Annotated in this window: 14 protein-coding genes; 7 read left to right on the top strand and 7 right to left on the bottom strand. The window is 68.4% G+C overall.

Going from position 1 to position 14,241, the window contains the following annotated elements:
* Nucleotides 1-69: 69 nt before the first annotated feature.
* The 3 genes from RHA1_RS19940 (at nt 70) to RHA1_RS19930 (ending at nt 2,653) form a co-directional block, all read left to right on the top strand.
* Nucleotides 70-789, top strand: coding sequence for a DapH/DapD/GlmU-related protein (locus RHA1_RS19940; RefSeq protein ID WP_011596594.1), 720 nt, complete (start codon nt 70-72; stop codon nt 787-789).
* Between the two features lie 69 nt (nt 790-858).
* Nucleotides 859-1,851 (top strand): lysylphosphatidylglycerol synthase transmembrane domain-containing protein, encoded by a 993-nt coding sequence (locus tag RHA1_RS19935; RefSeq protein WP_011596593.1) that lies wholly within the window; start codon nt 859-861, stop codon nt 1,849-1,851.
* Nucleotides 1,852-1,861: 10 nt separating this feature from the next.
* On the top strand, nt 1,862-2,653 hold the full coding sequence (locus tag RHA1_RS19930; RefSeq protein WP_011596592.1) for a class I SAM-dependent methyltransferase: 792 nt from the start codon (nt 1,862-1,864) through the stop codon (nt 2,651-2,653).
* Here RHA1_RS19930 and rfbB read toward each other — a convergent pair.
* Entirely contained in the window at nt 2,643-3,647 is a 1,005-nt protein-coding gene (rfbB, locus tag RHA1_RS19925) for a dTDP-glucose 4,6-dehydratase (RefSeq protein WP_011596591.1), read from the bottom strand. The genes RHA1_RS19930 and rfbB overlap by 11 nt on opposite strands.
* A 63-nt stretch (nt 3,648-3,710) precedes the next feature.
* On the opposite strand from rfbB, the gene rfbA reads away from it, so the two are divergent.
* From rfbA to RHA1_RS19905, 4 genes are read left to right on the top strand one after another with little or no spacing between them, the layout of a single operon-like run.
* Nucleotides 3,711-4,586, top strand: a complete 876-nt coding sequence (rfbA, locus tag RHA1_RS19920; protein ID WP_009477169.1) for a glucose-1-phosphate thymidylyltransferase RfbA — start codon at nt 3,711-3,713, stop codon at nt 4,584-4,586.
* Between the two features lies 1 nt (nt 4,587).
* Nucleotides 4,588-5,175 (top strand): dTDP-4-dehydrorhamnose 3,5-epimerase family protein, encoded by a 588-nt coding sequence (locus tag RHA1_RS19915; RefSeq protein WP_011596590.1) that lies wholly within the window; start codon nt 4,588-4,590, stop codon nt 5,173-5,175.
* A gap of 57 nt (nt 5,176-5,232) precedes the next feature.
* Nucleotides 5,233-5,739, top strand: a complete 507-nt coding sequence (locus RHA1_RS19910) for an SRPBCC family protein (protein WP_011596589.1) — start codon at nt 5,233-5,235, stop codon at nt 5,737-5,739.
* A 22-nt stretch (nt 5,740-5,761) separates the two neighbouring features.
* Entirely contained in the window at nt 5,762-6,571 is an 810-nt protein-coding gene (locus RHA1_RS19905; protein WP_011596588.1) for an enoyl-CoA hydratase, read from the top strand.
* 14 nt (nt 6,572-6,585) lie between these two features.
* Here the strand turns inward: RHA1_RS19905 and RHA1_RS19900 are convergent, their stop codons facing one another.
* The 6 genes from RHA1_RS19900 to rhaS are packed head-to-tail and all read right to left on the bottom strand — an operon-like array spanning nt 6,586 to nt 14,192.
* A complete protein-coding gene (locus RHA1_RS19900; RefSeq protein WP_011596587.1) occupies nt 6,586-8,043 on the bottom strand; it encodes a rhamnulokinase in 1,458 nt (485 codons plus the stop codon).
* Nucleotides 8,043-10,082 (bottom strand): bifunctional rhamnulose-1-phosphate aldolase/short-chain dehydrogenase, encoded by a 2,040-nt coding sequence (locus RHA1_RS19895; RefSeq protein ID WP_011596586.1) that lies wholly within the window; start codon nt 10,080-10,082, stop codon nt 8,043-8,045. The genes RHA1_RS19900 and RHA1_RS19895 overlap by 1 nt, the downstream gene beginning before the upstream one ends.
* Before the next feature lie 29 nt (nt 10,083-10,111).
* Nucleotides 10,112-11,557 (bottom strand): L-fucose/L-arabinose isomerase family protein, encoded by a 1,446-nt coding sequence (locus RHA1_RS19890; RefSeq protein ID WP_011596585.1) that lies wholly within the window; start codon nt 11,555-11,557, stop codon nt 10,112-10,114.
* On the bottom strand, nt 11,557-12,738 hold the full coding sequence (gene rhaI, locus RHA1_RS19885) for an L-rhamnose isomerase (RefSeq protein ID WP_009477162.1): 1,182 nt from the start codon (nt 12,736-12,738) through the stop codon (nt 11,557-11,559). The genes RHA1_RS19890 and rhaI overlap by 1 nt, the downstream gene beginning before the upstream one ends.
* 6 nt (nt 12,739-12,744) lie before the next feature.
* Complete coding sequence (locus RHA1_RS19880; RefSeq protein WP_009477161.1) at nt 12,745-13,107, bottom strand: L-rhamnose mutarotase; 363 nt, start codon at nt 13,105-13,107, stop codon at nt 12,745-12,747.
* 8 nt (nt 13,108-13,115) lie between these two features.
* Entirely contained in the window at nt 13,116-14,192 is a 1,077-nt protein-coding gene (gene rhaS / locus RHA1_RS19875; RefSeq protein ID WP_011596584.1) for a rhamnose ABC transporter substrate-binding protein, read from the bottom strand.
* Nucleotides 14,193-14,241 lie beyond the last annotated feature (49 nt).

Raw genomic sequence — 14,241 nt, 5'->3', positions numbered from 1 at the left:
CTTCACAGATTGCACCCACTTGAAGGTTCCCACGGTCTGCACGGCTCCTGGAAGGAATCGCCAACTTTCATGACCATCGGTGAAAACTGCGAGATCCATCCGACCGTCGTGATAGGCGACGGCGTCACCGTCGGGGACCGGGTGAGCATCGGACCGTATGCCGTCCTCACCGGCCCTCTCGACATCGGCGACGACTGCTGGATCGGCGCCCACGCGACTCTCGGGGCGCCGCCGGAGTGGATCGGGAAGACGCATCCCCGCACGTGGACGGAGGTCAGCCCGCACCAGGGTGTCGTGATCGGCGCGGGCACCGTGATCCGGGAGATGAGCGCCGTCCAGCAGGGCGCCGAGCGGCCGACGACCATCGGGCGCGGCGGATTCGTCATGAACCACACGTCCGTCGAGCACGACGTCCGAATCGGCGAAGACTGCGTCCTCTCGCCGTCCAGCACCCTCGGCGGTCACGTGACCCTCGGCGACGGCGTCAATCTCGGCATGAGCGCGGTGGTGCATCAGCGGCGGGTGATCGGTGCGCGCGCGATGGTGGGAATGGGATCGGTCGTCGCCAAGGACATTCCGCCGTTCGCCACGGTGTTCGGCAATCCCGCGGTCCTGCGCGGCACCAACCGGGTGGGCATGAGCCGCGCCGGGATCGCCGACCGGGACATCGCGGCCGTGGCGGCGCTGTACGCCTCGGGGCGGCTCGACGCCGACGCGGAACTCCCGCAGTCGCTCGCCGGCGCCTTCGCCTGGTGGCGGGAGCTTGCGGTGAAACCGCTCGTTTCCTGATCCGGCGCCCTCCGATTGCTATCGTCGGAAACGAACGCTGCACCGTCGCAGCGCACTGCCGGTGAGGGGGTGGTTCTCGTGGACGCCGATCCCGAGATCGTCCCGGAACGCGGCGGTCGCGCCGTCCTGATGACCGCGCTGCGGATCCTCGTCACCCTCGCGATCGTCGTCGCCGTCGTGTTCGCCGTGAAATCGCAGTGGGCCGAAGTCAGGGACACGATCACCCAGCTGGACTGGTGGGCGCTCGCCGTTTCCGCGGTGTTCGTCTTCCTCGGCATGGGCGCGGCGGTGCGCGCGTGGCAGCACGCGCTCGGCGCCCTCGCACACCCGATCCCCGCCTTCGACGCCGCCCGCTGCTACCTGGTCGGTCAGCTCGGTAAGTACCTGCCGGGCAGCGTGTGGGCGTTCGTCCTCCAGACCGAGCTGGTGCGCCGGGCCGGGGTGTCGCGGGCCAACGGATTCGTCGCCGTCCTCGTCACCGTCGGGCTGAGCATCACGTCGGCGCTGGTCGTCGGGCTGCTGGCGCTGCCCGCCCTGTTCCACATCAGCACCGTCGCGGCGGTCGCGGTGATCGTTCTCGTCCCGATCGCCCTCATCTGCTGCTATCCTCCGGTCCTCACCCGGCTGGTGAACCTGGCCCTGCGGATCCTGCGGCGCGCCCCGCTGCAGCGGCAGCTGACCATGCACAAGATCGCGCGGGCCCTCGGCTGGTGCGCCGTCAGCTGGGTCCTCTACGGCGTGCACCTCTGGTTCCTCGCGTCGAGTTCGGTGGGATTCGCGGCGGGCACCCTCATACAGTGCATCGGCGCGATCGCCCTCGGCATGTGCGCCGGCGTGCTGGTAGTGGTCGCGCCGTCCGGCATCGGGGTCCGCGAGGCCGTCGTCGTCGCGGCGCTGTCTCCGTTCATGGACAGCGGGGTCGCGCTCGGGCTGGCCCTCGCGTCACGCCTGGTGTTCACGCTGTGCGAGGTGCTCGCCGGGTTCGTCGCCGCGATCGCCGGTTCCCGTTCGCTGCGCAACGCCCTCGTCCACGAGGATTCCCGGGTGCCGCAGCCGTCCTGAGGAGACCGCGATGACGGACGCCTGGGAGATCGATCCCGCGTACGAGCTCTACATCGGCCGCTGGAGCAGGCTGGTCGCGTCGCAGTTCCTGCGGTGGCTGGCCGCGGGCCCGGGCGAGATGTGGTGCGACGTGGGTTGCGGGACCGGCGCCCTCGCCCACACCGTTCTCCGCACGGCGGATCCGGCCCGGGTGGTCGGCGTCGAACCGTCGCAGCCCTTCGCGGCGGCGGCTCGGGCCGGCACGGACGATCCCCGGTTCGAGGTCCGGTCGGGCACCGCCGAATCCATCCCCGCCGACAACGGCGTGTTCGACCGGGTGGTGTCCGGGCTCGTTCTCAATTTCGTTTGCCGCCCGATCGAGGGGCTCGCCGAGATGCACCGGGTCACGCGTGCCGGCGGGACGGTCGCCGGGTACGTGTGGGACTACGCCGAGGGAATGCAGATGATTCGCGCGTTCTGGGACGCCGCACGCGAACTCGACGAGGCGGCCGCGAACCTCGACGAGGGCGTCCGCTTCCCGCTCTGCCGGCCGCAGCCGCTCCGCGATGCGCTGTCCGCCGCGGGGCTGGCCGGGGTGGAGGTGCACCCACTCGACGTTCCCACCGTGTTCGCCGACTTCGACGACTTCTGGCGGCCGTTTCTGGGCGGGCAAGGGCCCGCGCCCGGATACTGCACGTCCCTGCCCGCCGTGCGGCGAGACGCGCTTCGCGACCTGCTCGATACCCGCTCGAGGCGCGACGACGCAGGCCGCATCGCACTGACCGCGAGAGCGTGGGCGTTCCGCGGAACCGTCAGCCGATGACGGATTCCGTGGCCGCATACGCCTTCTCCGCGGATTCCTTCTGCGCCCGCCACCACGACTCGTTGTCGCGGTACCACCGCACGGTGGCCTCGAGGCCGCTGCGGAAATCCTTGTACTGCGGCGTCCAGCCCAGTTCGGTGCGCAGCCGCGTCGAATCGATCGCGTAACGCAGGTCGTGGCCCGGGCGGTCGGTGACGAAGTCGAGGTCGTCGGCGTCGCGGCCGAACAGCTCGAGCAGCGTTCCGACGACGGTCCGGTTGTCGACCTCGCCGTCCGCACCGATCAGATACGTCTGACCGAGACTCCCCTTCTCCAGGATCGTCCAGACGGCCGCGTTGTGGTCGTCGACGTGGATCCAGTCGCGCACGTTCTTCCCGCTGCCGTACAGGCGGGGGCGCACCCCGTCGATCAGGTTGGTGATCTGGCGCGGAATGAACTTCTCGACGTGCTGGTACGGGCCGTAGTTGTTGGAACAGTTCGACAGGGTGGCCCGCACCCCGAACGACCTCGCCCAGGCCCGCACCAACAGGTCGCTGGACGCCTTGGTGGCCGAGTACGGGCTCGACGGGTTGTACGGAGTCGACTCGGTGAAGCGCTCGGGGTCGTCCAGTTCGAGGTCGCCGTACACCTCGTCGGTGGAGATGTGGTGATACCGGACGTCGTGGGCGCGGACGGCCTGCAACAGCGAGAACGTGCCGATCACGTTCGTCTGCACGAACGGCGTCGGATCGGCCAGCGAATTGTCGTTGTGCGATTCGGCGGCGAAGTGGACCACCGCGTCCGAGTCCCCGACCAGACGGTCTACCAGCGCGAAATCCGCCACATCGCCGTGCACGAACTCGATGCGGTCGGACACCGGGTCGAGCGACCGCCGGTTGCCTGCGTACGTCAGCGCGTCGAGCACCGTCACCTGCACGTCCGGGCGCTCGGCGACCGTCTGGTGCACGAAATTCGCACCGATGAACCCGGCGCCGCCTGTCACGAGAAGCCTCATGTGCACCCACCCTAGTGGCGTACCCGAGTTTCTATCCGACGCGAACACTGGAACACTGCGCACATGCGCGGAATCATCCTGGCAGGGGGCACCGGGTCCCGATTGCACCCGATCACTCTCGGAGTGAGCAAGCAACTTGTCCCGGTTTACGACAAGCCGATGATCTACTACCCGCTCTCCACCCTGATGCTGGCCAACATCCGGGACATCCTCGTCATCACCACCCCGCACGACGCCGAGCAGTTCCGCCGGCTCCTCGGCGACGGCTCCCAGTTCGGGGTGAACCTCACGTACAAGGTGCAGGAGGAACCGAACGGCCTGGCGCAGGCGTTCGTGCTCGGCGCCGATCACATCGGCAACGAGTCCGTGTCCCTCGTCCTCGGCGACAACATCTTCTACGGCCCCGGTCTCGGTTCCCGGCTGAACCGCTTCGAGAACATCGACGGCGGCGCCGTGTTCGCCTACTGGGTGTCCGATCCCAGTTCCTACGGTGTGGTCGAATTCGACGACACGGGCCGGGCGATGTCGATCGAGGAGAAGCCCGCCACCCCGAAGTCGAACTTCTCGATCCCCGGGCTGTATTTCTACGACAACGACGTCGTGTCGATCGCGCGCGACCTGAGGCCGTCGGACCGCGGCGAGTACGAGATCACCGACGTCAACCAGGCGTACCTCCAGGCCGGACGGCTACAGGTCGAGGTGCTTCCCCGCGGAACCGCGTGGCTCGACACCGGCACCGTCGATTCGCTGCTCGAGGCGGCGAACTTCGTGCGCACGCTCGAACACCGGCAGGGCCTGAAGATCGGCGTCCCGGAAGAGGTCGCGTGGCGCCACGGGTTCATCACCGACGCCGAATTGTGCGCCCGCGCCGAAACTCTCGGCAAGTCGGGATACGGTGACTATCTCCTCGAACTTCTCGAACGCGGCAAGGACTGGTGACGTGGAGTATCGGAAACTGAAGGTTCCGGGCGCCTGGGAGATCACCCCGCGGCAGTTCGGCGACGACCGCGGCGTGTTCCTCGAATGGTTCAAGGGCTCGGAGTTCGAGGCCGCCGTCGGGCACAGCCTCGAACTCGCGCAGGCCAACTGCTCGGTGTCCGCCGCCGGGGTCCTGCGCGGCATCCATTTCACCGACAACCCGCCCGGACAGGCGAAATACGTCACCTGCGTCAAGGGTGCGTTCCTCGACGTCATCGTCGATCTGCGGGTCGGGTCGCCGATGTTCGGGCAGTGGGATTCGGTGCTCATCGATGACGCCGACCGCCGCGCGGTCTACCTTCCGGCCGGTGTCGGCCACGCGATCCTGTCCCTCGAGGACGCGTCGACCGTGATGTACCTGTGCTCGATCGAGTACACCCCGGCCCTCGACCACGACCTCCATCCACTCGATCCCGAACTGGGAATCGACTGGCCGACGGTGGGCCGGGACGGCAGCCCGCTGACGTTCCAGCTGTCCGAGAAGGATTCGGCCGCACCGTCTCTGCAGCAGGCCCTGGACGCCGGAGTGCTGCCCACCTTCCCCACGTGAGTGTTTTTGCGTGCCCGAGCACTCGATGGCACTGACGTGGGGTGGCAGGATGCGGACATGACAACTGACACCGGCGAGCGGTTGGAGGTCCGGCGTGCTGTCGCCGCGGACCCGGCGACGATCTTCGGCCTTCTCTGCGATCCCGCGGGACACGTGGCGATCGACAGTTCCGGGATGCTGATGTCCGCGGAAGGGGACCGCGTCACGGCGGCGGGCGACACGTTCGTCGTGCACATGGACCGCGACGCGTTGAACGACTTCGACCTCGGTCTCTACGACGTGACGGTGACGATCGAGACGTTCGTGCCCGACCGGGAGATCTCCTGGAAGGTTCTCGGGCAGATCCGGCCGCAGATCGGGCACGTGTACGGGTACCGGCTCGAGCCGATCGACGAGGGAACGATGGTGACGTCGTTCTACGACTGGTCGTCCATCGACCCGGTCTGGCGCGAGTCCGGGATCTTTCCGGTGATTTCTGAGAACGCCCTGCGCGCGACGCTGGGCATCCTCGCGCGCACGGTCGCCCCCGGACGTCCGCGACCCCAAATCGATCCACAGAATTGAAACGTGTTCTAGTATCGAGTGCGTGAACTTCGTCGTCGTCGACCACCCCCGGCCGGGCATCGCCCTGGTAACGCTCAACCGTCCGGAACGCATGAATGCGATGGCGTTCGACGTGATGATCCCGTTCCGCGACGCGCTGGAGGAGATCAGCAACGACAACGCGGTGCGCGCGGTGGTGATCACCGGCGCGGGCCGCGGCTTCTGCTCCGGCGCCGACCAGAGGTCGGCGGGCACGATCCCCCACGTCGACGGCCTCACCCCGCCGACCGTCGCCCTGCGGGCCATGGAGATGCTCGACAACGTGGTGCTCTCGCTCCGCCGGATGCACCAGCCGGTGATCAGCGCGGTCAACGGCGCCGCCATCGGGGGCGGCCTGTGCCTGGCGCTCGCCTCCGACATCCGGATCGCGGCGGACGACGCCTACTTCCGGGCGGCGGGCATCAACAACGGCCTGACCGCGAGCGAGCTGGGCCTGAGCTACCTGCTGCCGCGGGCGATCGGTTCGTCCCGGGCGTTCGAGATCATGCTGTCCGGGCGCGACGTGCACGCCGACGAGGCCGAGCGGATCGGACTCGTGTCGCGGTGCGTGCCCGGCGAGGACCTCCTGGACGAATGCTTCGACCTCGCCGAGCGCATGTCGCGGTTCTCCCGGCCGGGCCTGGAACTGACGAAGCGCACGCTGTGGTCCGGGCTCGACGCCGCCTCACTCGAAGCCCACATCCACCAGGAGGGACTCGGGCAGCTGCTGGTGCGGCTGCTGACCGACAACTTCGAGGAGGCCACCGCCGCGCGGAAGGACAAGCGCGAACCCCGGTTCCGGGACCGGGGTTAGGGCAGAGACAGGCGTCAGGCCCGGGACAGCGCAGCGGCCGACGGCGCGAACTCGCGCAGGGTGAACGAATCCGACACGACCGCACGCAGTTCGGCGAGTCCCCCGGACAGCACACCGGCCGCCCGAGCCTGCACCAGGACATTGCCGAGGGCGGAACCCTCGACGGGTCCGGCGACGACGGGCAGCCCGGTGGCGTCCGCCGTCAGCTGGCACAGCAGGGCGTTCTGGGATCCGCCGCCGACGATGTGCACCACGTCGATCGGCGTGCCGGTGAGCTCGACGAGCGACTGCACCGACCGCCGGTACGCGTCCGCGAGACTGTCGAGCACACATCGGATCACCTCGGCCGGATTTTCCGGCACGCGCTGACCCGTCCGCGCGCATTCGGCGGCGATGCGGGCGGGCATGTCTCCCGGCGGCAGGAACACCGGCAGGTCCGGGTCGACGACGGAGCCGAGGTCGGTGAGCGCTGCGGCGTCCTCCAACAGTTCCTGCAGTGACATTTCGAGCCCGTCCGCCTGCCACTGCCGCATCGACTCCTGCACCAGCCACATGCCCATCACGTTCCGCAGCAACCGGGTGGTGCCGTCGACGCCGGCCTCGTTGGTGAACCCCGCCGCCCGCACGTCCTCGGTGCGCACCGGGCCGGGCAGTTCCGTTCCCACCAGCGACCACGTCCCCGACGCGATGTACGCGAACCGCGTGCTCGCCGCGGGTACCGCGACGACGGCCGACGCCGTGTCGTGGCTGCCGACCGCCACCACCATCGGGGGACGGTCCGTCGCGCCGATGTCTTCGGCGACATCGGGCCGGACGGGTCCGATCGCCGAACCGGGCTCCGCCAACGGCGGTAGCACGCGGTCGTCGAGACCGAGCCGGGTAACCAGCGCACGATCCCAGTCGCGGCTCACCGGATCGAGCAGACCGGTAGTGGACGCATTGGTCACCTCGCCGACGCGCACCCCGCTGAGCCAGTACGCCAGAAGGTCGGGGATCATCAGCAACTGCTCCGCCACGTCGAGCCGCTGCGCGCCGCTCTCGAGCTCGGCCAGCAGCTGGTACAGCGTGTTGAACGGCAGTTGCGCGATACCGTTGCGCTCGAACAACTCCCGATCCGGTATCGACAATCGCACCCCGGCCGCGACGCCCCACGTCCGCTGATCGCGGTAGTGGTACGGCATCCCGAGGAGCGAGCCGTCGCCGCCGAGGAGCCCGTAATCCACCGCCCACGTGTCGATACCGATCGACACGAGAACATCACCGCGGGCCTCGGCCTCCGTCGCCGCGGCCCGCAGTCCGTCCAGCACACCCCGGTACAGGCCGGCCAGATCCCAGTGCAGCGATCCGTCCAGCCGCACCGGGCGGTTCGGGAAGCGCGCGACCTCGTCGAGGGTGATCACGCCGTCGGCGACGCGGCCCAGCATCACCCGCCCGCTGGACGCGCCCAGGTCGATCGCGGCGAACGCATCCATCAGCGCAGGAACGCCGCAGCGACACCGGCATCCACGGGGATGTGGAGTCCGGTCGTGTGCGTGAGGTCGCCGCCGGTGAGCGCGAACACCGCGTTGGCGACGTGCTCGGGCAGCACCTCCCGCTTGAGCAGGGTGCGCTGCGCGTAGTACTCGCCCAGCTTCTCCTCCTCGACGCCGTACACGGCGGCCCGCTCGGCGCCCCAGCCGCCGGCGAAGATGCCCGAACCCCGCACCACACCGTCCGGGTTGATGCCGTTGACGCGGATGCCGTACTCGCCCAGCTCCGCCGCGAGCAGACGCACCTGGTGGGCCTGGTCGGCCTTCGTCGCCGAGTACGCGATGTTGTTGGGCCCGGCGAACACCGAGTTCTTCGACGAGATGTAGACGATGTCGCCGCCCATCGCCTGGGCGGTCATCACCCGCGCCGCCTCCCGCGACACCAGGAACGAGCCCTTCGCCATCACGTCGTGCTGCAGGTCCCAATCCTTCTCGGTGGTCTCGAGCAGCGGCTTGGAGATCGACAGTCCGGCATTGTTGACGACGAGGTCGACGCCGCCGAACGCCAGCACCGTGGCCTCGAACGCCGCGGCGACCTGATCGGCGCTGGTCACGTCCGCTGCGACGCCGACGGCGACATCGCTGCCGCCGATCTCGGCGGCGGCCTCGGCCGCCTTCGCCTGGTCCAGGTCGGCGATGACGACGCACGCACCCTCCGCGACGAGGCGCTGCGCGATCGCCTTGCCGATCCCCGACGCCGAACCGGTGACCAGGGCGATGCGGGTGGCGAGCGGTGCCGGCTTCGGCATGCGCGCCAGCTTCGCCTCCTCGAGGGCCCAGTACTCGATGCGGAACTTCTCCCGCTCGTCGATCGGCTGGTACGTGGAGATGGCCTCGGCACCGCGCATCACGTTGATCGCATTGACGTAGAACTCGCCCGCCACCCGCGCGGTCTGCTTGTTCGCGCCGAACGAGAACATCCCGACACCGGGGACCAGGACGATGGCCGGGTCGGCGCCGCGCATCGCCGGGCTGCCCGGCTCCGCGTACTCGGCGTAGTACCGGGCGTAGTCCTCGCGGTAGGCGGTGTGCAGCTCACGCAGTCGCGCGGTGACGTCCTCGAGCGACGCGGTCGGCGGCAGGTCGAGGACCATCGGCCGGACCTTGGTGCGGAGAAAGTGATCCGGGCACGACGTGCCCAGCGCGGCGAGACGCGGATGCTCCTGCGCCGCCAGGAAGTTCAGCACCTCGTCGCTGTCGGTGAAGTGCCCCACCTGCGGGCGATCGGTGGACGCCAGTCCACGCAGCAGCGGGAACAGTGCGGCGGCGCGGCGGCGGCGCTCCTCGGCGGGCAGAGCAGCGTAGCCCGCGATCGCGGGACCGAACGGCTCCTCGCGGCCGTTGTCGGCGATGAACTGCTCGGCGGTGCGGATGATCTCGAGCGAACGCTGCTCGCATTCCTCGCTCGTCGACCCCCACGCGGTGATGCCGTGACCGCCCAGGATGCAGCCGATCGCCTGCGGGTTCGCCTCCGCGATGGCCGAGATGTCGAGGCCCAACTGGAAACCGGGGCGGCGCCACGGCACCCACACCACCCGGTCGCCGAAGCACTTGCGGGTCAGCTCCTCACCGTCCGCGGCGGTCGCGAACGCGATGCCGGAATCGGGATGCAGATGGTCGACGTGCGGCGCGTTCACCAGACCGTGCATCGCGGTGTCGATCGACGGCGCGGCGCCGCCCTTGCCGTGCAGGCAGTAGTCGAAGGCGGCGACCATGTCGTCCTCGGCGTCGAGGCCCGGGTAGACGTTGGTCAGGGCGCGGACCCGGTCGAGGCGCAGCGCGGCGAGACCGGCGGACTTCAGCGTGCCGAGGTCACCCCCGGAACCCTTCACCCAGACGAGTTCCACCTCGGCGCCGGTCACGGGGTCGACGTCGGTTCCCTTAGCGGAGGTGTTGCCGCCGGCGTAGTTGGTGTTCCGAGCGTCGGCGCCCAGTCTGTTGGACCGTGCGATCAGTTCGGCGATCGTGCTCGTGGCGTTCACTTCGTGTTTCTCCCTCGAGATTCTTGACTTCAGACCCGGATGAATTCGATGCCGAGCAACTCTGCTGCGGCCTTGATCGCGCCGGCGCGGTGCCCGACGCACAACGCCCAGTGGTGACCGGTCCCGGTGGCACTCCACTCGTCCGTCCACTCCCCCGGATCCCGGCCGAAGTCGACCCGGGACGTGGTGTTGCCGATCGCCAGCAACGGGCCGGGAACCACTTCGCCCTCGGACGCGATGAAGGTGTACGAACCGTCGCGGTTCTGTCCGACCGCGAAGGTCGTGACGGGCCCGTGGGTCACGTCGAACTCGACGCTGACGCCGTACCCCCGCTTGCCGTGATAGACACCGAGACCGCGGAGCAGCGGTTCGGCGGACGAGATCTGCAGATGCGCAGGTCCGTCGTGACCCATTTCGACGACCCCGTCGCGGAAGTTCAGTGCCTGCAGTTCCGTGAACGATCCACCGGCGCCCATCCGGTCCGAGACCAGCATCGCGACCGCGGTGCGAATGTCGTACTCCCCGGCCAGCGGAATACCGCGGGCGGTGAGCAGGGACGCTCCGAGAATCATTCCGGCGCCGAGCTGTTCGTGCAGTTCACCGCCGAGCCCGCGGTGGTAGTACGCCATGGCGTCGAGCGCGAAGTCTGCGACGAGGCGGTCGAGACCGACGGAGACCCTGGCTCCCCAGGCGAGATCGTCCGCGTTCACCGAACTGTCGAGCGCGAAAATCTCTTTCGCGAGCGCGACGCGGTCTGCCGTCTCACGATCGGTGACCGCATCGACCCGCACCCGGAGGTCGTCGAATTCGAGCACCTCCACATGCGCGCCGAACTGCGACGACAACAGAGTCATGTCGGTCGAGATGTCGAGCATCCCCGGGTACAGGTGACCCATGAGTCCGAGCCGGCCGTGCCGCAGGGCGGCCCGTGCCGAGGCGGCACTCACCCAGGCGTCGATACGCCGCCAGGCGTTCTCGTCGTGCAGATACCCCGACACCGACCGGAAGTCGATGCCACTGCGCCGGAACACGTTCGCGACCTCCGGCAGCGGGCACTGTCCGCAGTAGGCCAGCCACGTCCCCGTGTCGGTGTTCGCGTGATCCATCGCCTCGGTCGGCTGCAGATCGATCAGCAGCACCGGAACGTTGGTCCGCTGCGCGATCGGCAGCACCATCGACGACGTCAGGTAGGTGGTCAGGAAGATCACCACCAGGTCGCAGTCGGCCTGCCGCAGCGTCTCGGCCGCGACGGCGGCCTCCTGCGGGTCCGAGACGAACCCGGCATCGACGACCTGACAGTCCTGCTCCTCGAATCGGCCCGTCACGTAACGGGCGGACTCCTGCAGGATCCCCAGGAGGCCGGGGAACTGCGGCCAGTAGGCGCCGAGCCCACCTGACACCAGCCCCAGCCGGGTCTTCCGGGGACGCACGCGGTCGAGGCGGGCGGGCACGGCGTCCGCCGTCGTCGCGGTCATCACGCGCCCCAGCTCGCCTGGTTTCCGCCGACCCGCTCGCGCTCGATCCGCTCCAGGTATCCGGAGCGCGCGAATGCGCCGATCGGGTCGGCTTCCCTGCCCTGCGATTCGCGCAGTTCCGCCAGCAGCGGCCGGACGTCGGTGTTGTACCCGTCCATCAATACCGCGTGGGCGCCGAGCACGTCACCCGACTGCTGGGCCGCCTCGAGTGCGTCGCCGTCGACGAGCAGTGCCTTGGCCGTGGCTTCCTGGACGTTCATGATCGACCGGATCTGGCCGGGAATCTTCGGCTCGATGTTGTGGCACTGGTCGAGCATGAAGTTCACCCCGGAATCCGGGAGGTGCGCTCCCGCCCGGACGATCTCGTGCATGATCCGGAACAGCTGGAACGGGTCCGCGGATCCGACGATCAGGTCGTCGTCGGCGTAGAAGCGGGAGTTGAAATCGAAGGCGCCGAGCCGTCCCTGCCGGATCAGCTGGGCGACGATGAATTCGATGTTCGTGCCCGGCGCGTGATGACCGGTGTCCAGGACCACCTGCGCCTTCTCGCCCAGCGCCAGGCAGTGCAGCAGCGACGTTCCCCAGTCGGGAATGTCGGTGGTGTAGAAGTACGGCTCGAAGAACTTGTACTCGATCAGCAGGCGGTGATCGTCGTCGAGTTCGGCGTAGATCTTCTGCAGCGAATCGGCGAGCCGATCCTGCCGGGCGCGGATCGAATCCTGGCCGGCGTAGTTGGTGCCGTCGGGCAGCCACAGCTTCAAATCCTTCGAGCCCGTCGCCCGCATGACGTCGATGCACTCGACGTGGTGGGCGACGGCCTTCGCGCGGATCTTCGGGTCGGCGTTGGTCAGCGACCCCAGCTTGTAGTCGTCGTCCTGGAAGACGTTGGAGTTGATCGCCCCCAGCGACACCCCCTGATCGGCGGCGAACGCGGCGAGCTTGCCGAAGTCGTCGACACGGTCCCACGGGATGTGCAGCGACACCCGCGGCGCCGCCCCGGTCACCCGGTGCACCTGTGCGGCGTCCTCGATCTTCTCGTACGGATCGCGCGGGACGCCGGCGGTGGCGAACACCTTGAATCGGGTGCCGGAATTCCCGTATGCCCAACTGGGCACTTCGATTCCGAAGTCGGCAAGGGCGGAGATGTCGCCGGCCGCGCGCCGAGTGTCAGTTGCCGTCATGGTGAATCATCCTTCGGTGGAGATCGTGTGGTCGAGAGGGGTGTGGAGCTGGGCGTCCAGGTCGAAGATCTCGGTGAGGAGCGTGAATCCCTCGTCGGGGGCCACACCCTCGAGTTCGAAGAACGGCGCCATGTCGTGTTGCCAACGCCGATTGACGTCGGTGCGCGCCATGGCCGCCTGTGCCTGTTCGAGATCGGCCGCCTCGACGTAGCCGACGATCAGCCCGTCCGGCCGGATGTGCAGCGAATAGTTGTGCCACCCGCTGGCTTTCAGGGCTTCGAGCATCTCCGGCCAGACCTGGGCGTGCCGGCGAACGTACTCGTCGATCCGGTCCGGCCGGAGTTGCAGGGTGAAGCAGTACTTGTTCATCGGACGGTTCAGAAGTTGTACTGGTCGATGCTGTTCGCGTCGAACACGGTGGGCGGGCCGAGGACGACCTCGCCGCCGGCGCCGATCGTGTACTCGCCGAGCTTGCCTGCCGTGAACTTCTGCCCCTCGGCGCCGGTGATCTGACCGGATGCCAGCGCGGCACCGGCGTAGGCGGAGAGGTAGCCGATGTTGGTCGGGTCCCAGAGGGCGAATTCCTTGACGGTGCCGTTCTTCACGTACTCCCGCATCTGGTTCGGGGTGCCGAGGCCGGTGAGCACGATGTTGCCCTTGTAGCTCGACGACGAGATGTAGCGCGCCGCCGCGGCGATGCCGACCGTCGTGGGCGACACGATCGCCTTCAGGTCGGGGTACGTCTGCAGGAGGCCCTGCGTTTCCTGGAACGACTTCTGGTCGTCGTCGTTGCCGTACACCGTGGCCACCAGCTCGATGTTCTGGTACTCGGGCTTGCTCGCGAGCTCGGCCTTCAGCACCTCGATCCAGGCGTTCTGATTGGTGGCGTTGGGGGTGGCGGACAGCACCGCGATCTTGCCGGTGCCGCCGATCTGCTCGCTCGTCATCTTCGCGAGCGTCTCCCCGACCCCCTGGGTGGTGGCCTGGTTGATGAACAGGTCGCGGCAGTCCTCGGCCGCGTCCGAATCGAACGTCACGACCTTGATGCCGGCGTCGCGGGCCTGGTTCAGCGACGGGCACACGGCGTTCGGGTCGTTGGCCGCGATGTTGATCACGTTCTGGCCCTGCTGGATCAGCGTGTTGATGTAGGACACCTGCGAGGACGCGCTCGCATCGTTGGGGCCGACGAGCTTGTACTCGCCGCCGAACTCCTCCACTGCGGTCTTGCCGCCCCCGACCTCGATGTCGGAGTACGGGTTGTTGAGCTGCTTGGGGAGGAACGCGACCTGCAGGCCGTCCTGGATCGGCGCGTCGGGGTTCGCGGTACCGGTGGCGCGGTCGCCACCTCCCGAGTTCGACGCCGAATCCTGGGTGGTGCCGCCGCAGGCCGTCAGCCCGATCGAGACTGCGACGATCCCCGCCAGGGGAACGAAGGTCCGGCGGAATCGGGTCATGGTGGATCCTTTCCTCGTGTTCGCGTCACTGCGAACGCTGAAGTGAGAA

This window comes from Rhodococcus jostii RHA1 (assembly GCF_000014565.1).
In the GTDB taxonomy this organism is placed as follows: Bacteria; Actinomycetota; Actinomycetes; order Mycobacteriales; family Mycobacteriaceae; genus Rhodococcus_F; species Rhodococcus_F jostii_A.
The sequence above is the reverse complement of the archived record's forward strand: the minus strand, read 5'-3'. Positions and strand labels throughout refer to the sequence as shown.